Origin of the sequence: Microbispora sitophila (assembly GCF_014892245.1) — a bacterium.
Taxonomy (GTDB): domain Bacteria; phylum Actinomycetota; class Actinomycetes; order Streptosporangiales; family Streptosporangiaceae; genus Microbispora; species Microbispora siamensis.
The window spans coordinates 1-16,299 of record NZ_JADBGC010000001.1 but is presented as its reverse complement, the minus strand read 5'-3'; the positions used below and the strand labels follow the sequence as shown (position 1 = coordinate 16,299).

15 protein-coding genes and 1 pseudogene are annotated in these 16,299 nt (G+C 71.5%); 11 read left to right on the top strand and 5 right to left on the bottom strand.

The features are described 5' to 3' along the window. The first annotated feature begins 131 nt into the window (after positions 1-131). The gene (locus tag IL992_RS00080; protein ID WP_193201257.1) at positions 132-2,972 is read left to right on the top strand and encodes a helix-turn-helix transcriptional regulator; all 2,841 of its coding nucleotides are present in this window, start codon (positions 132-134) and stop codon (positions 2,970-2,972) included. A 75-nt stretch (positions 2,973-3,047) separates the two neighbouring features. Continuing rightward, complete coding sequence (locus IL992_RS00075) at positions 3,048-3,719, top strand: FadR/GntR family transcriptional regulator (protein WP_193201256.1); 672 nt, start codon at positions 3,048-3,050, stop codon at positions 3,717-3,719. A gap of 20 nt (positions 3,720-3,739) precedes the next feature. Here IL992_RS00075 and IL992_RS00070 read toward each other — a convergent pair whose 3' ends face one another. Further along, positions 3,740-4,084 carry an MmcQ/YjbR family DNA-binding protein gene (locus IL992_RS00070; protein WP_079320527.1) on the bottom strand — a complete coding sequence of 115 codons (345 nt, stop codon included), beginning with the start codon at positions 4,082-4,084 and terminating at the stop codon, positions 3,740-3,742. Between the two features lie 197 nt (positions 4,085-4,281). On the opposite strand from IL992_RS00070, the gene IL992_RS00065 reads away from it, so the two are divergent. Beyond that, on the top strand, positions 4,282-5,481 hold the full coding sequence (locus IL992_RS00065) for a cytochrome P450 (protein ID WP_193201255.1): 1,200 nt from the start codon (positions 4,282-4,284) through the stop codon (positions 5,479-5,481). Positions 5,482-5,487: 6 nt separating this feature from the next. On the opposite strand, the gene IL992_RS00060 is transcribed toward IL992_RS00065, so the two are convergent. Further along, on the bottom strand, positions 5,488-6,732 hold the full coding sequence (locus tag IL992_RS00060) for an ROK family transcriptional regulator (RefSeq protein ID WP_226872029.1): 1,245 nt from the start codon (positions 6,730-6,732) through the stop codon (positions 5,488-5,490). A 78-nt stretch (positions 6,733-6,810) separates the two neighbouring features. Further along, a complete protein-coding gene (locus tag IL992_RS00055; protein WP_193201253.1) occupies positions 6,811-7,836 on the bottom strand; it encodes a GDP-mannose 4,6-dehydratase in 1,026 nt (341 codons plus the stop codon). 254 nt (positions 7,837-8,090) lie between these two features. Here IL992_RS00055 and IL992_RS00050 point away from each other — a divergent pair, with 254 nt between their 5' ends. The 3 genes from IL992_RS00050 to IL992_RS00040 all read left to right on the top strand — a co-directional run bounded on the left by IL992_RS00050 (position 8,091) and on the right by IL992_RS00040 (position 11,167). Continuing rightward, on the top strand, positions 8,091-9,332 hold the full coding sequence (locus IL992_RS00050) for a glycosyltransferase family 4 protein (protein ID WP_226872027.1): 1,242 nt from the start codon (positions 8,091-8,093) through the stop codon (positions 9,330-9,332). Between the two features lie 63 nt (positions 9,333-9,395). Further along, positions 9,396-10,109, top strand: a complete 714-nt coding sequence (locus tag IL992_RS00045) for a class I SAM-dependent methyltransferase (RefSeq protein WP_193201251.1) — start codon at positions 9,396-9,398, stop codon at positions 10,107-10,109. Further along, positions 10,106-11,167: a prenyltransferase/squalene oxidase repeat-containing protein gene (locus IL992_RS00040; protein ID WP_193201250.1), complete on the top strand. Its 1,062-nt coding sequence runs from the start codon at positions 10,106-10,108 to the stop codon at positions 11,165-11,167. Before IL992_RS00045 ends, IL992_RS00040 begins: the two co-directional genes overlap by 4 nt. Before the next feature lie 138 nt (positions 11,168-11,305). Here IL992_RS00040 and IL992_RS00035 read toward each other — a convergent pair whose 3' ends face one another. Further along, positions 11,306-11,935 carry a class I SAM-dependent methyltransferase gene (locus IL992_RS00035; protein WP_193201249.1) on the bottom strand — a complete coding sequence of 210 codons (630 nt, stop codon included), beginning with the start codon at positions 11,933-11,935 and terminating at the stop codon, positions 11,306-11,308. 82 nt (positions 11,936-12,017) lie between these two features. Between IL992_RS00035 and IL992_RS00030 the strand changes: the two genes are divergently transcribed. The 5 genes from IL992_RS00030 (at position 12,018) to IL992_RS00010 (ending at position 16,050) form a co-directional block, all read left to right on the top strand. Continuing rightward, positions 12,018-12,503, top strand: coding sequence for a pyridoxamine 5'-phosphate oxidase family protein (locus IL992_RS00030; protein ID WP_193201248.1), 486 nt, complete (start codon positions 12,018-12,020; stop codon positions 12,501-12,503). A 176-nt stretch (positions 12,504-12,679) separates the two neighbouring features. Continuing rightward, positions 12,680-12,874 (top strand): ferredoxin, encoded by a 195-nt coding sequence (locus IL992_RS00025; protein WP_030506197.1) that lies wholly within the window; start codon positions 12,680-12,682, stop codon positions 12,872-12,874. A 37-nt stretch (positions 12,875-12,911) separates the two neighbouring features. Then, the gene (locus IL992_RS00020) at positions 12,912-13,997 is read left to right on the top strand and encodes an alcohol dehydrogenase catalytic domain-containing protein (RefSeq protein WP_193201247.1); all 1,086 of its coding nucleotides are present in this window, start codon (positions 12,912-12,914) and stop codon (positions 13,995-13,997) included. A 74-nt stretch (positions 13,998-14,071) separates the two neighbouring features. Continuing rightward, entirely contained in the window at positions 14,072-14,566 is a 495-nt protein-coding gene (locus tag IL992_RS00015; RefSeq protein ID WP_193201246.1) for an MSMEG_6728 family protein, read from the top strand. A 38-nt stretch (positions 14,567-14,604) separates the two neighbouring features. Beyond that, positions 14,605-16,050: an AAA family ATPase gene (locus IL992_RS00010; protein ID WP_193201245.1), complete on the top strand. Its 1,446-nt coding sequence runs from the start codon at positions 14,605-14,607 to the stop codon at positions 16,048-16,050. A gap of 124 nt (positions 16,051-16,174) precedes the next feature. On the opposite strand, the pseudogene IL992_RS00005 reads toward IL992_RS00010, so the two are convergent. Beyond that, positions 16,175-16,299 (bottom strand): annotated as a pseudogene (locus IL992_RS00005) (sugar phosphate isomerase/epimerase); the annotation flags it as partial.

Here is a 16,299-nt window from a genome sequence, read left to right as displayed (position 1 = left end):
GACAAAAGGTTGCTTTCATGAGTCAGCAATATTGTGTTTACTCATCCCGATTTCAAGTATTGACAACCCGCTGGCCCTGTCCGGCATGATCCGTATGTCGAGAAAAATCAGTATGTGCTCCGGGGGTAGGGATGGCCTCAGGGCGGCCGGTACTACTGCACCGGGACAAGGAGCTAGGGGTCGTCGACGAGGTACTGGCCGGGCTTGCCGAAGGGAGACCGGCCGTACTGGTGATTCAGGGAACGCGGGGGATCGGGAAGACCCGGCTGCTGCACGCGGCGCTGGCGCGCAGGCCGGGCGGTGTCGTGCTCAGCGCCCGGGGCCACGCCGACGAGCGCTCCTTCGCGTTCGGCATCGTCCGGCAGTTGTTCGACCCGATGATGAGCGGCTCGAAACGGGCCGACCCCGGCGCCCCCGCCGCCGTCCTCGACGGAGGTGTGCACGCGCCCGCACTGGCGGCGGTGCCGTACGACGGGAGCGCGCCCGTCGTGCCCGCCACGCTGCTCGACGACCTCTACCGGGCCACCCGCTCGCTGACCGCGGGACAGCCGCTGATCATCGCGGTGGACGACCTCAACCACGCCGACCCGCAGTCGGCGCAGTGGTGCTCCTACATCGCCAGGCGGCTCGACGGCCTGCCCATCGCGATGATCCTGACCTGCGACGTGGAGGACCGCAGCGCCGGCGACGCGGTGCGGGACATCCTGGCGTTGCCGTACGCGCGGTCGCTGCGGCCCTCGGCGCTGTGCCGCAGATGCGCCGCCACGCTCATGGAGTCGGCGCTGGGCGCCCCGGTGGACGACGAGATCGTGACGGCCTGCCACCGCCTGACCAAGGGCAATCCGCTGCTCCTGCTGGAGACGGCGGGACGGCTGGCCGCCGCCGACGTCCTGCCGGACCGGTCGGAGCTGCCCCGGGTGCTGCGGATCGGCGCGACGGCCCTGTCGGAGACCGTCCTCGAATGGCTCAGCGGCAGGTATCCGTCCCTCCTCGCCCTCCTGCAGAGCCTGGCCATCATCGCGCCGTACGCCGGGCTGGAGACGGCGGCGATGCTGGCCGGGTACGGCGCGGTCGCGGCCGAGGAGGCGGGCCACGCGCTCGCGGGCGCGGGCCTGCTGGAGGGCAGCCCCCCACAGCGGTTCACGCACGACCTCGTCCAGTCGACGATCCTCGCGCGCATGGACCCCCGGGCGCGCGACGAGATGCACCGGCGGGCGGCCTCGCTGCTGCACCGCCTCGGCTCGCCGCCCAAGCGGTCGGCCCGGCACCTGCTGTCGGCGAGCCCCACCGGCGATCCGTGGGCCGTGTCGGTGCTGCGCGAGGCCGCGAAGGAGGCGGTCTCCGAGAACGCCTGGGAGGACGCGACCCGCTATCTCCACCGCGCGCTCGCCACCGCCAAGGACCAGGCCGTCCTGCAGGTGACGGCCGAGCTGGGCGCCGTCGAGGTGCACCTCGACGTCCCCGCCTGCCTGCGGCACTTCCGCACGGTGACCGCCCTCGCCGGCGACACCGGCGAGCGGGCGGACTCCCTGGCGCCCTTCGCCACCGCCCTGCTCACGCTCAACTCCCCGGAGGCCGCCGCGGCCTTCTGCGACATCGCCCGGGGCTTCGACGACGACCCGTCCGGCCGGCTCCCCGACCGCGAGGTGCTGCTGCGGCTCAGCGCGCAGGCGCTGCTGACCGGCCAGTCGTACGGCTCACGCGCGGCGATGCGGCAGCTCAACGCCGAGCCGGGCGCCGCCGCCAGCGCGGGGGCGCAGGACTACCTCGCCACCGTCGCGCTGTCCGGCGCGGCCAGGGGCAGGCACCTCGACCGCACGCTGGCCCTGGCCCGGCGCTGCCTCGACGGGGGCGGGCCGATCCCGCCGACGCTGGTCATGGCGCTGCTGTGGGCGGGCCGCGTGGACGAGGCGGCGTACTGGTCGGAGCAGGTGGCCGCCGAGGCGCGGGCGCACGCCTCGATGACCGGGCAGGCCCTCGCCGTCACGCTGCTGTCGGACATCGCCTACCGCAGGGGGGAGCTGCGCGCCTCGCTGGCGCACGCCCGCGAGGCCATCCACTTCGCGCGCGGCTCACACGCCTCCGGACTGCACGTCGCCGCCGTGTCCTGCGTGGCCCGCGTGCTCCTCGAGCGCGACGAACTCGACGTCGCCCACGCGCTGTTCGACGAGGTCGCCGCGCGCGAACCGGTGCACCCCCTCCTGCAGGGGACCCTGCTGGAGGTCCAGGGCCGGGTGTCGATCGCCAGGGGCGACGTGCGCGAGGGGCTGCGCGCCCTGCTGGAGGCCGGGCGGCAGCTGCTGTCGGCGGGGGTGGTCAACCCGGCCTGCGCGGGCTGGCGGGGCCAGGCGGCGCTGGCCTACCTGCGGCTCGGCCAGCGCGTGCCCGCCCACCGCCTGGCCGAGGAGGAACTCGAGCTGGCCCGGGCCTGGGGCGCTCCCGACGGCATCGGCCGCGCGCTGAGCATCGCGAGCACGACCGTCGAAGGCAGTCGAAGGCTCGACCTGCTCACCGAGGCGCTGACCGTGCTCGACGGGCCGGGCGGCGCCATGGAGCGCATCCGGGCGATGCTGCGCCTGGGCATCGCCCTGCAGGCCGCCGGGGAGTCGCGCCGCGCCCACGACACGCTCAACGAGGCATACGCGCTGGCCGACGGCTGCGGCGCCGTACGGCTCGCCGCGCTCGCCGAGCGCAACCTCGCAACGGTCGGCGGCCGAGCCCGCGGCGGGCAGGCCGACGGCCCATCGCCCCTGACGGCCGGGGAGATGCGGGTCACCGACCTGGTCCTGCGCGGCATGAGCAACCTCCAGGTCGCGACCGAGCTGTCCATCAGCAAACGGACCGTGGACACCCACCTCGCCCGCATCTACCGCAAGCTCGGCATCCATACCCGCGCCGAGCTGGCCGAGATCATCAAGCGGCTCGGCGACCACCAGGCCGGGATCGACGCCCTGCCCGGCCAGGAGGAATAGGGCACCAGCCCTAGAATTCCCCGAGACGGGCTGAGCGCGGCCCCCGGATGAAGGCGCGCGGCAGGGAGACGGGGCGTGGCGGTCACCGACGCGGCGATCAGCAGGATCAAGGACATGATCCTGTCGGGCGAGCTGGGTCCGGGCGACCGGCTGCCCCGGGAGGCCGACCTGGCCGAGCGGCTGGGGCTGTCACGCAACTCGCTGCGGGAGGCCGTCCGCGCGCTCGCCCTGATCAACGTGCTCGACGTGCGGCAGGGCGACGGCACCTACGTCACAAGCCTGGATCCACGCCTGCTGCTGGACGCCCTGTCGTTCGTGGTCGACTTCCACCAGGACGACACGGTCCTGCAGTTCTTCGAGGTGCGGCGCATCCTCGAACCCGCGGCCACCGCGATGGCGGCGACCCGGATGAGCGACGAGGACATCGCCGAGCTGCGCGACATCCTGGACGCGTTCCCCGAGGAGCCGAGCACCGAGGACTTCGTCGCCAACGACCTGCGGTTCCACCAGCGGATCGCCCAGGGCTCCGGCAACCCCGTGCTCAGCTCGCTGATCGAGAGCATCTCCGGCCCGACCGCGCGGGCCCGCATCTGGCGCGGCCTCACCCAGGAGGGCGCGGCCGAGACGACGCGGGCGCAGCACACCGCCATCTGCGAGGCCATCGCGGGCCGTCGGCCGGAGATCGCCCAGGCCTGGGCCGCCGTCCACATCGCGGGCGTCGAGGAGTGGCTGCGCCGCGCGCTGTGACGGCACCCCGCCGCGCCCCGCTAGGAGCGGGATTCGTGCGCCTCGACGAGCGACTTCGGCGCGGTGAGGCACCACGCCTCGGTGACCAGCTCGAACAGCTCGTCAGGGTCGATCTTCTCCAGATGGACCACGACCCAGCCGAAACGCCCGGCGGTGAACTGCGGCTCGAACACCTCGGGCCGCTCGGCCACCAGCGCGATCTGCTCCTCGATCGTCGCCTTGAGGCCCACCGTCTCGGTGCGCTCCCACAGGTAGCCGAAGCCCTTGCCACGCACCTTGAACGAGACCCAGTCACCGCCTTCACCTTGGCTGACCTCGGGCAACCGGTCCAGCATGGCCAGGAACTCCTCGACGCTCACACCCATGCGCCCAGTCGTACCAGAGCCCACCGACAAGGCGTGGCAGCGATCCGTCACCTCGAGGTCGCTTGACGGCCCGTCGCGCCCGTAATAGAACACGTTTCAGAACACTGCGAGCAAGCGCTTGACCGCACTATCGCTCGGCGCCGACAGGGCGATCGTCCCTCTTACCAAGGGCAGCCAAACCCGATTAGGTGGACGCCATGGAAATCAACCTCGTCGACAAGGACCGCTACGCGCGCAGCGGGGTGCCGCACGACCAGCTCCGCTGGCTCAGGGACAACGCGCCCGTCTACTGGCACGAGGGACAGGGCGACTGGCCCGGGTTCTGGGCGGTCACCAAGCACGCGGACGTCGTCCACGTCTCCCGTCACTCCGACCTGTTCTCCTCGGCACGGAAACTGGCGCTGTTCGACGAGATGCCCGAGGAGCAGCGCGAGTTCCAGCGGCTGATGATGCTCAACCAGGACCCGCCGGACCACACCCGGCGCCGCTCGCTGGTCAACCGCGGCTTCACCCCGCGCCAGATCGGGCGGCTGGAGGAGCACATCCGGGACATCTGCCACGCGCTGGTGGACGAGGTCCAGAGCAAGCCCGAGGTCGATTTCGTGCGGGACATCGCCGCGCCGCTCCCGCTGTACGTGATCTGCGAGCTGCTCGGCGCGCCGGTCGAGGACCGGGACAAGATCTTCGAGTGGTCCAACCGCATGATCGGCAGCGACGACCCCGACTACTCCACCAGCCCCGAGGAGGGACAGGCAGCCGCCTTCGAGGTCTACTCGTACGCTCACACGCTGGCCGCGGCGCGCAGGCAGGACCCGCGCGACGACATCGTCACCAAGCTGCTGCAGCCCGACGAGGACGGGCAGACGCTCACCGAGGACGAGTTCGACCTGTTCGTCCTGCTGCTGATCGTGGCGGGCAACGAGACCACCAGGAACGCGGCGTCCGGAGGCATGCTGACCCTCTTCGAGCACCCGGACCAGTGGAAGCGCCTGGTGGACGACCCCTCCCTCGCCAGGACCGCCGCCGACGAGATCGTCCGCTGGGTGTCTCCGGTCAACCTGTTCCGGCGTACGGCCACGGCGGACACCGAGATCCGCGGCCAGAAGATCGCCGAGGGCGACAAGGTGGTGGTCTTCTACGCGTCGGCGAACCGGGACGAGGAGGTCTTCGAGCGGCCCGACGCGTTCGACATCGGCCGCGACCCCAACCCGCAGATCGGCTTCGGCGGCGGCGGGGCGCACTTCTGTCTCGGCAACCACCTGGCCAAGCTGGAGCTTCGGGTGCTGTTCGAGGTGCTGGCCCAGCGCCTGCCCGGCATCCGGCGCAGCGGCGAGGCCACGCGGCTGAGGTCCAACTTCATCAACGGCATCAAGACGCTGCCCGTCACCCTCGGCTGAGAGCTTTCAGGACAGCGGGGTCAGGGCCAGGCGTGATCGGGCCGCGACCCCGCCGTACCTGCCGTCGGGTGAATCCACGGGGCCGGGCTCCGGCTCCGCGGCCGGGTAGCGCGACAGCAGCGGTGACTCCCCGAGCGCCAGGGCGACGCCGCCGAAGGCGCCCGCGGCGTCGCCGAGCGCCGACCGGCGCAGGGTCAGCCGGTGACGCGAGATCGGCACCGCGCCCGCGTCCAGGGCCTCCTGGACGGGCCCCAGGAGCGGCGCGCCGATCTCGGCCAGTTCGCCGCCGACGACGATCACCCTGGGCCCGAGCGCGTTGGACAGCGCGGCGAGCACCCGGCCGACCTCGGTGCCCACGTCGCGCAGCAGGCCAAGCGCGATCGGGTCCCCCGCCTCCACGGCGGCAGCCAGCGCGGGCAGGTCGTCGCCGCGCCCGCCCCTGGCGCGGTACGCGTCGAGCACCGCCCTGATCGAGGCGACGGTCTCCAGGCACCCCGTGCCACCGCACTCGCAGGGACTTCCCGCCGGGTCCACCGGAATGTGCCCGATCTCCCCCGACACTCCGTCGGCGCCGCGGTGCAACACCCCTCCGGCCACCACCCCGCCGCCGACGCCGTACGAGAGCCGCAGATAGAGCGCGTCCTGGTCACCGGCGGCCACGCCCCACGTCGACTCGGCGAGCGCCGCGAGCCTGGTGTTGTTGTCCAGCAGCACCGGCCCGCCGAAGCGCTCCCCGAGCAGGGCCTCGACGCCGGCGAGTGTCCCCTTCCGCGCCCCGGCCAGCGGGCCCACGACGCCCACGCCCACGCCTTTGAGCACCCTCTGCCACGACCCGCCGCCCACGAGCCTGCGGACGAGCCGTTCGGCGAGCGCCACCCGGTCGGGCCACGGCAGGCCGGGCGCGTGCGCCTCCCCCGCCGAGCCCACGATCTCGTACGTCACGCCGACGGCCGCGACGTGCACCGCGCGGCGGGCGAAGTCGATGCCGAGGGCCTGACCCACGGTGGGATTGAGGGCCAGTTTCTCGGCGGGCCGGCCCCGCCCGCGCGGCGCCTCGTCAGGCATCGCGGTGATCACCGCGCCCGTGGCCAGCAGCCCGCTGAGAGTGTCGTGCAGGGTCGTGCGCGACAGGCCGCACCGCCGGCTGAGCTCGGCCCGGTTGAGCGGGCCGTGCGCGCGCAACAGGCCGAGCACGGCCTGCTCGTGCCCGCGCCGCACCGGAGACACGACATCCGGCCTGGATTGCCACATGCCGAAAAGCATGCACAATTGGTAGGTTTTGTGTCAATCTTGGAGGCGGCAGGCCTCCCGCCTCCGCGACATCAGCTGTCAGGCCCAGGAGGAGTCCTGCTCGGGGTCGCCGCCGTCGGCGAGCAGGCGCAGGTCGGCCTCGACCATCATCGCCACGAGTTCCTCGAACGACACCGTCGGCTCCCAGCCGAGCTGGGTGCGGGCCTTCTTCGGGTCCGCGCACAGCAGGTCGACCTCCGCCGGGCGGTGCAGGGACGCGTCGCAGACGACGTACCGCTCCCAGTCCAGATCGGCGGCGGCGAACGCCGCCTCGACCAGCTCGCGCACCGAGTGCGTGCGCCCGGTGCCGATGACGTAGTCCTCGGGCTCGGCGGCCGACAGCATCATGTGCATGGCCCGGACGAAGTCGCCGGCGAACCCCCAGTCGCGGCGCGCCTCCAGATTGCCCAGGCGCAGCTCCGTGGCCATGCCGAGCTTGATCCGCGCGACGCCGAGGGAGACCTTGCGGGTGACGAACTCGGCTCCCCGGCGGGGCGACTCGTGGTTGAACAGGATGCCCGACACCGCGAACATCCCGTACGACTCGCGGTAGTTCTGGGTGAGGAAGTGCCCGTACGCCTTGGCCACGCCGTACGGCGACCTGGGGTGGAAGGGGGTGCGCTCGGTCTGCGGCGTCTCCCTGACCTGGCCGAACATCTCCGAGGACGACGCCTGGTAGAAGCGGATCTGCCCGGCCGACGAGCCGCGCGAGGCGGTGATCCCCGAGCAGACGCGGATGGCCTCGAGCACGCGGAGCACGCCCATGCCGGTCACCTCGGCGGTCAGCTCGGCCTGCTCCCACGACATGGGCACGAACGAGATGGCCCCCAGGTTGTAGACCTCGTCCGGCTGCACCTTCTCCACCGCCGAGATCAGCGACCCCTGGTCGAGCAGGTCGCCGCGGACCAGCCGTACGTCCTGCAGGAGCCGGCGCACGCGCGGGACGCGGGGGTTGGCCTGCCCGCGGACCAGGCCCCAGACCTCGTATCCCTCGCTCAGCAGGTGTTCTGCGAGATAGGAGCCGTCCTGACCGGTGATGCCGGTGATCAGCGCACGCCTGGCCAACGGATCCTCCTCGTAGCGCCCAACTTGGCCTATGAGAGGCGAATGTACCGCCCTGCCCGGCCGTGCCTACATATACGCGCTAGAACGCGTTACACCGAATCTCGTTCGGGTAAGCTAACAGCCCAGGTCGGGCAGGGTGAGCGTCGATCGAGGACCCTTTCCACCTCACCTAGCCCATCTAAGGTCAAATGGTAGTGTTCCTGGCAGCAGCCCCACGGGGGCACGGCTGGAAACCGGCTGGAAAGGGGTGCCTCTTGGCGGAGAGGCTGCGAGTCGCGCTGCTGTCCTACCGCAGCAAGCCCACCTGCGGCGGCCAGGGGGTGTACCTGCGCCACATAAGCCGCGAGCTCGTCGCTCTGGGCCACCATGTCGAGGTCTTCTCCGGCCAGCCCTACCCGGAGCTGGACGAGGGCGTGATCCTCAACAAGGTGCCGAGCCTGGACCTCTACCGCGACGAGGACCCGTTCCGCACGCCGAAGCTCGACGAGTATCGCGACTGGATCGACGCGCTCGAGGTCGCCACGATGTGGACGGCCGGCTTCCCCGAGCCGCTGACGTTCAGCCTGCGGGCCTACCGGGAGCTGAAGAGGCGGCGGGGCGACTTCGACGTCGTCCAGGACAACCAGACGCTGGGCTACGGCCTGCTCGGCATCCAGCGGCTGTTCCCCGTGGTCGGCACCATCCACCACCCGATCAGCGTGGACCGGCGGATCGAACTGAAGGCCGCCAAGGGCTGGAAGCGGCTGTCGATGCGCCGCTGGTACGGCTTCGTGCGCATGCAGAGCATCGTGGCGCCCCGGCTGAGCCCGATCCTGACCGTCAGCGAGTCGTCCCTCGCCGACATCCACCGCGACTTCAACGTGCCGCAGTCCAACATGCGGCTGATCCCGCTCGGTGTGGACACGCGGTTCTTCCACCCCCGGCCGGAACTGCCGAAGCGGGAGAACTCCATCGTGGCCGTGGCCAGCGCCGACTCGCCCATGAAGGGCGTGGCGACCCTGCTGCGGGCGGTCGCAAAGCTCGCCACCGAGCGCGAGGTCAACCTCACCGTGGTGAGCAGGCCCACTCCCGGAGGGCCCACGGAACAGCTCGTCAACGAGCTGTCGCTGCACGACCGCGTACGGTTCGTGCACGGCATCCCGGACGAGGAGCTGGCCGAGCTGATCGCCACCTCCGAGGTCGCGGTGGTCCCCTCGCTGTACGAGGGGTTCTCGCTGCCGGCCGTCGAGCACATGGCGTGCGGCACGCCGCTGGTCGCCTCGCGTACGGGCGCCCTGCCCGAGGTGGTCGGCGACGCCGCCGTGCAGGTCACTCCGGGCGACCCCGAGGAGCTGGCCGCCGTGCTGCGCCGCCTGCTCGACTCTCCCGAGGAGCGCGCGGAGTTCGGCCGGCGCGGCTACGACCGCGTGATGGAGCGGTACGCGTGGCCGGTCGTCGCCCGCCGCACGGTCGAGGCCTATCACGAGGCCATCGCCGCCCGCCGCGTCTCCCGATGAGCGTCTCCCGGTGACGTCTCAACGACCGGTGACTCCCCAGAACTCACGAAAGGCAGGCACCGAGTGCTGACCGTCGACTTCAACCGGCTGCCCGTCGGACCGGGTGACCGCGTGCTCGACCTCGGGGCCGGTGGTGGCCGGCACGCCTTCGAGGTGCTGCGCCGGGGCGCCGACGTGGTCGCCTTCGACATGGACGCCGCCGAGATGGAGAACGTGGCGGCCATGTTCGCGGCCATGGACAAGGAGGGCGAGGTGCCTGCGGGCGCGACCGGGGACGCCGTCGTCGGCGACGCCCTCGACATGCCGTTCCCCGACGCGTCGTTCGACCGCGTCATCGCCGCCGAGGTGCTCGAGCACATCCCCGACGACATGGCCGCGATGCGCGAGATCGTACGCGTGCTGAAGCCGGGCGGCCGGGCCGCTATCACGGTGCCGAGCTTCCTGCCCGAACGCATCTGCTGGGCCCTGTCGGAGGACTACCACACCGCCCCCGGCGGACATATCCGTATTTATACGTTGGCGGAGCTCCAGGCGAAGCTGAAGGCCTCCGGGCTGGAGGTCGGCGGCCACCACTACGCCCACGGCCTGCACTCGCCGTACTGGTGGATCAAGTGCGCGGTCGGGGTGAACGACGACCAGCACCCGCTGGCCAAGGCCTACCACGAGCTTCTCGTCTGGGACATCATGAAGCGCCCCCTCGCCACCCGGCTGGCCGAGGCCGTGCTCAACCCCCTCATCGGCAAGAGCGTCGTGGTCTACGTCCGGAAGCCCGTATGAGGCGGGTGCCGGACGTTTCAGGAATCATCACCGCAGAGCAGGTCGTCCGTACGGCCGAGAGCATCGCCGCCATCCAGGACGACCAGGGCGGCGTGCCCTGGCCCGAGGGCCACATCGACGCCTGGAACCACATCGAGTGCCTGATGGCGCTGACCGTGGCCGGGCTGCGCGAGGAGGCCCGCAAGGGCTACGACTGGCTCGTACGGCACCAGCGCCCGGACGGCTCCTGGCCCATGAAGGTCCGGGACGGCGAGCCCGCCGAGGCGGCCGGGGAGTCCAACCACGCGGCGTACATCGCGGTGGGCGTCTGGCACGACCTGCTGGTGACCGGAGACGAGGACTTCGCCCGCTCGATGTGGCCGGCGGTGGCACGGGCCCTCGACTTCGTCATCGGCCTGCAGACCGCGCGCGGCGAGATCCTGTGGCAGCGCGACGCCGAGGGGCGCCCGGCGGAGTACGCCCTGCTCACCGGGTGCTCGTCCATCCATCAGGGCCTGCGGTGCGGGGCACTGCTCGCCGAGCGGCTGGGCGACCCGCAGCCCGACTGGGAGCTCGCCGCCGACCAGCTCGGCCACGTGATCGCCGACCACCCGGAGGCGTTCGCCGACAAGAGCCGGTTCTCGATGGACTGGTACTACCCCGTGCTCGGCGGCGCTGTGCGCGGGACTGCGGCGGCCCGGCGGTTCGACCTGGAGTGGGACACCTTCGTCGTGCCCGGCCTCGGCGCGCGCTGCGTCTCCGACCAGCCCTGGGTGACCGGCGCGGAGTCGTGCGAACTTGTGCTCGCGCTCGACGCCGCCGGGCTGCGGGAGCGCGCGCTTGCGGTGTTCGCCGACATGCAGCACCTGCGCCACGAGGACGGCTCCTACTGGACCGGCTGGCAGTTCGTGAACGAGCGGCACTTCCCCAACGAGCGGTCGGGATACACGGCCGCCGCCGTGGTGCTCGCCGCGGACGCCCTCGCCCGCGCGACCCCCGGCTCGGGGATCTTCCGCGACGCCGGCGGCCGGGAGGCCCGCATCACCGGCGAGTGCGGCTGCGAGCGCGCCCGCGCCTGACCATCCGGCCGCGCGGCTTGGGGGTCACTCCGTGCCGCCGGGCACGCTGCTGGGCGTCGCGGCGCTGGACGTGCCCGAGCATCTGGTCGAGGTCGAGGCCGTCGCGGTCATCGACTGAACGCGTGCCGAAACGCGCCGTCAGACGCGTTCCAGTACGCGCAGCGACCCGACGACCCGCATCTCGCGGAAGGCGCCCGACTCCAGCGCGCGCAGGTAGACCCGGTAGGGCGCCTGCCCGCCGTCGGCCGGGTCGGGGTAGATGTCGTGGAACACCAGCGCGCCGCCCTTCATCACGTGCGGCGCCCATCCCTCGTAGTCGGCCGTCACCGGTTCCTCCGAGTGGCCGCCGTCGATGAACAGCACAGCCAGCGGAGTGGACCAGTGGCGGGCGACCGTGGCCGAGGCGCCCACGACCGCGATCACCTCGTCCTCCAGGCCGGCGGCGGCGATCGTGTCGCGGAAGAACGGCAGCGAGTCCATCCGGCCGGTCTTCGGGTCCACAAGTTCGGGGTCGTGGTGCGGCCAGCCCGGCTGGATCTCCTCAGAGCCCCGGTGGTGGTCCACAGTGAAGACCACCGTGCCCGCCCGCCGCGCCCCGGCGCCCAGGTAGACGGCCGACTTGCCGCAGTAGGTACCGATCTCGCAGATCGGGCCGCGGGAGCCGTACGCGCAGGCGGTCTCGTACAGGGCCTCGCCCTCGGCGGGCGGCATGAAACCGCGCGCCTCCTCGGCGGCGCGGCGCAGGTCGTCGGGCATCGGGGTCACCATGTCGGGCACCCTACCCAACGAGCCGAACGATGTTCGGGACTGCCCCTTGTCCGCCCTGATGGAACGTGTTCTACTTTGCTTCGTGAACCAGCGCGCCCGCATCGCGATGAGCGAGGAAGAGATCGCCGGGCTCCTGCGGGACGCCCGCAAGCTCCAGCTCGGCACGATCAATCCCGACGGCACGCCTCACCTGGTCACGATGTTCTACGGACTCGACGACGGCCGCGTCACGTTCTGGACGTACGCCAAGTCGCAGAAGGCCCGCAACATCGAGCGCGACCCACGGGTGAGCTGCCTGATCGAGACCGGGGATGAGTACGCGCAGTTGCGCGGCGTGCTCGTCTACGGCAAGGCGCGGCTGATCGACGACCCGGCGGCCGTCCTGCAGGTCGGACTGGACGTCACCCGGCGGATGACCGGCATGCCCGTCGACGGCCCCGAGGCGCGGGCGTACGTCGAGCACACCGCGCGCAAGCGCGTGGCCTACCTGGTCGAGCCGGCCCGCATCGTTTCCTGGGATCACCGCAAGCTCGGCGGCGATGGGTCTGTCCCGCGGATCTCACCGTAGCGAGGATCGGCCAGGTGGATGCATCGCAAGGCGGAGGAGGAGGCCATAGCGGAGCTATGGGCGACGACGACAACGCAGCGAGGCGCCGCCTGGACGACCGCAGTAGGCGAAAGATCCAAGGGACAGGCCCTAACGTGAACTCCAGCGCGACGTGACGCACAGGAGGAGGACGCGCCATGAAGATCAAGGTCGACTACGACGTGTGTGAGGCCAACGCCGTCTGCATGGGCCTGGCGCCCGAGGTCTTCGAGGTCGACGACGAGGACAACCTCCACGTGCTGATGCCCGAGCCGCCCGCCGAACTGCTCGACCGGGTCCGCCACGCGGTCCGGTCCTGCCCCAAGGCCGCGCTGTCCCTCGAGGACGAGTGACGCGCGGCACCCAACCCTGAAAGACCAGGAGGTCCCCATGCGCGGCGCGCTTCTCCACGCGGTCGGCGACGAAAAGCTCGACATCCGAGACGACTTCACGCTGACGCCGGTGGGCCCGGGTGACGTCCGGGTGCGAGTGAAGGCCACCGGCGTCTGCCACTCCGACCTCTCGGTGCTCACCGGCGTGCTGCCCATGCCGCTCCCGATCATCCCCGGTCACGAGGGCGCGGGCGAGGTCGTCGAGGTGGGCGACGGCGTGACCACCGTGCAGCCGGGCGACCACGTCATCATCAACTGGACGCCCGCCTGCGGCGACTGCCCGAGCTGCGTGGGCGGCCAGCCGAACCTCTGTATGACGTACATGATGAAGAGTTTCACCGAGCCGCGCTTCCTGTTCGACGGCACGACCCCGGCGTTCGGCATGGCCGGGTGCGGCACCTGGGCCGAGGAGATCATCGTGCCGTGGCAGGGTGCGATCAAGGTCGACTCCGACGTGCCGTACGAGGCGGCGGCGCTGATCGGCTGCGGCATCACGACGGGCGTCGGCGCGGTGCTCAACACCGCGAAGGTGCGCCCCGGCGCGACCGTCGCGGTCGTCGGCTGCGGCGGCGTCGGCCTGTCGGTGATCCAGGGCGCCCGCATCTCCGGCGCGACCACGATCCTCGCGATCGACCCGCTGGAGTCCAAGCACGCGCTCGCGAAGAAGGTCGGCGCCACCCACGCCTGCACTCCCGACCAGCTCATGGACGCCATCGGCACGCTGACCGGCGGCCAGGGTTTCGACCACGGCTTCGAGGTGGTCGGCAAGTCGGCCGCGATCATGACGGCCTGGCAGGCGACCCGGCGCGGCGGCGACGTCATCATCGTCGGCGCGGGCGCCATGGACGACCAGGTGCCGCTGACCGCCTTCAACCTGCTGTTCGAGGGCAAGAACATCCTCAGCTCGCTGTATGGCGACGCCGACGTCCGCAGGGACTTCCCGCGCTTCGTGAACCTCTACAAGGCGGGCAAGCTCGACCTGGACAGCATGATCAGCTCCCGCATCAGGATCGGCGACCTGAACGACGCCGTCGACGCCCTGCGCGGCGGCGAGGTGCTCCGGCAGATCGTGCTGTTCGACTGACCGCCTCCGCTCCGCCGGAGATCTCCCCGGCGCGGGGGATATCTCCGGCGGGCGGGGGTAACCCGAGCCGCGACATGCAGACGTTCCTGCCATACCCGGACTTCGCGGCCACCGCCCGCGTCCTCGACCCGCTCCGCCTCGGCAAGCAGCGGGTCGAGGCCCTGCAGGTCCTGCGCACGCTCACGATTCCCGGGTACGGCTGGCGGCACCACCCGGTGGCGCACATGTGGGCCGGATACGAGGAGGCGCTGGTCCGCTACGGCCTGGAGATCGTGACGGTCTGGTGCGATCTGGGCCGTGCCGACACCTGCGCGGGGACGATGACCAGGGAACTCCTCGGCTCCCGGGGCATCGCGACGCCCCGCACCCAGAAGGCCCTCGCGGAGGCGGGCGAACTGCCGCCGTGGCTCGGGGACCCCGCCCTCCACCTCAGTCACCGCTCGGCCCTGCTGCGCAAGGACCCGGAGTTCTACGGCCCGAAGTTCCCCGGAGACCCCGACGACCTCCCCTACGTCTGGCCTGGCTCCGACCGTGTCAACGCCCTGCTCCCGCCCCGCCGCAGTGTGTAGATTGCATCTACGTAGATGTCATCTACATAAGGGGCACGATGAGTGCGGTTCCTTTCATCGGCAGGCGGCGGGAGCTGGCCGCTCTGACCAAGCGCCTCGACCGGGTCCGCCGGACGGGCGCCGGCTCCGCCATGGCCATCAGGGGACGCCGCCAGGTCGGCAAGTCCCGGCTCGTGCAGGAGTTCTGCGACAAGGCCGAGGTGCCGTACCTCTTCTTCACCGCGACCAAGGGGATGTCGCCGGTCGAGGCGGTCGAGGCGTTCTGCGCCGAACTCAAGGAGTCGTGCCTGCCCGCCGATCCCGAGCAGGTCGTCCGCGTCACCAGCGGAAGCTGGCCGGAGGCCTTTCGCGTGCTGCACTCGGTGATCCCGCAGACCCCCTCGATCGTCGTCGTGGACGAGATGCCCTGGCTGGCGGAACAGGACGACCTGTTCGACGGCGCGCTGCAGACGGCCTGGGACCGACTCCTGTCGGCCAAGCCCGTTCTCCTGCTCCTGCTCGGCAGCGACCTGCACATGATGGAGCGGCTGACCGCCTTCGACCGGCCGTTCTACGGGCGCGCCGACACCATGGCGCTCGACCCGCTCGATCCCGCAGAAACCGCCGGGGCGCTGGGCCTGACCGGAGGTGACGCGATCGACGCGTACCTCGCCAGCGGAGGGCTGCCCGGGATCCTGCGCGCCTGGCCGCACGGCACTCCACCGCTGGAGTTCATCCGGCAGGAGTGCGAGGATCCGGCGTCCGCCCTGTTCGGCGTGCCCGAATCCGTCCTGCTCGCGGAATTCCCGTCGCCTGACCAGGCCCGCCGGGTGCTGGAAGCGGTCGGCAGCGGCGACCGGACGCACGCCGCCATCGCCGCGACGGCGGGCGGGCGCGAGGGACCGCTGCAGTCCGGTTCGCTCTCTCCTCTCCTGCGCAGGCTCACCGACGAGAAGCGCGTCCTGGCGATGGACGAACCGCTGTCCGTCCAGCCGGGAAAACCGGCGCTGTACCGCATCCGCGACCACAACCTGCGGATGTACCTGGGCGTCCTGCGCGCCGCGGCGGAACATTCGCATCGGGGGCGGCCGGATCTCGCCTTCGGACTCGTACGGCGACGCTGGGCGAGCCTGCGGGGGCGGGCCGTCGAACCGATCGTCAGACAGGCGCTGGGCATGGCCGCCGCGGCGGGAGAACTGCCCTGGCCGGACGCGGAGGCCGTCGGCGGATGGTGGAACCGCCGGTTCTCCCCGGAGGTGGACCTGGTCGGCGCGGACCGGGCGCCGGTGGCACGACGCCTGCTGTTCGCGGGCTCGATCAAGTGGCTCGGCACACCGTTCGACGGTCACGACCTGGCCGCGCTGCGCCGCGACGCCGTAGAGGTGCCGGGCTTCGACGCGGAGGCGGGCGGCCTCGTGGTGGTGTCGCTGTCCGGGGTCCATCCATCGGTGAAGGGCGTCGGCCTGGCGTGGGACGCCGACGACGTGGTCGCGGCGTGGAAGTGAGGCCACGCTGGAGGGCCGGATGGCGAAGACGCCACCCGGCCCTTAGGTCGTGCCCCTTGGATCTTCTGCCTACGACGAGATCGCGGGGCACTCCCCGGCCTCGCGAGAGCTGGGGAGAGAGGGGTCAGCTCTCGGAGGAGAAGGCGGCGTCGAAGGCGGCGTCCGGTGGGGTGATGGCGTTGAGCGAGCGGATGTAGGCGAGGGATTCCGGTGCGCCGTGCAGCCGGTCCATGCCCGCGTCCTCCCACT

Coding starts and splice junctions, on each gene's coding strand:
- IL992_RS00015 (WP_193201246.1), top strand. CDS start 14,072: ATGCAGACGTTCCTGCCATACCCGGACTTCGCGGCCACCGCCCGCGTC.
- IL992_RS00035 (WP_193201249.1), bottom strand. CDS start 11,935: ATGGTGACCCCGATGCCCGACGACCTGCGCCGCGCCGCCGAGGAGGCG.
- IL992_RS00065 (WP_193201255.1), top strand. CDS start 4,282: ATGGAAATCAACCTCGTCGACAAGGACCGCTACGCGCGCAGCGGGGTG.
- IL992_RS00070 (WP_079320527.1), bottom strand. CDS start 4,084: ATGGGTGTGAGCGTCGAGGAGTTCCTGGCCATGCTGGACCGGTTGCCC.
- IL992_RS00060 (WP_226872029.1), bottom strand. CDS start 6,732: ATGTGGCAATCCAGGCCGGATGTCGTGTCTCCGGTGCGGCGCGGGCAC.
- IL992_RS00020 (WP_193201247.1), top strand. CDS start 12,912: ATGCGCGGCGCGCTTCTCCACGCGGTCGGCGACGAAAAGCTCGACATC.
- IL992_RS00010 (WP_193201245.1), top strand. CDS start 14,605: ATGAGTGCGGTTCCTTTCATCGGCAGGCGGCGGGAGCTGGCCGCTCTG.
- IL992_RS00025 (WP_030506197.1), top strand. CDS start 12,680: ATGAAGATCAAGGTCGACTACGACGTGTGTGAGGCCAACGCCGTCTGC.
- IL992_RS00080 (WP_193201257.1), top strand. CDS start 132: ATGGCCTCAGGGCGGCCGGTACTACTGCACCGGGACAAGGAGCTAGGG.
- IL992_RS00040 (WP_193201250.1), top strand. CDS start 10,106: ATGAGGCGGGTGCCGGACGTTTCAGGAATCATCACCGCAGAGCAGGTC.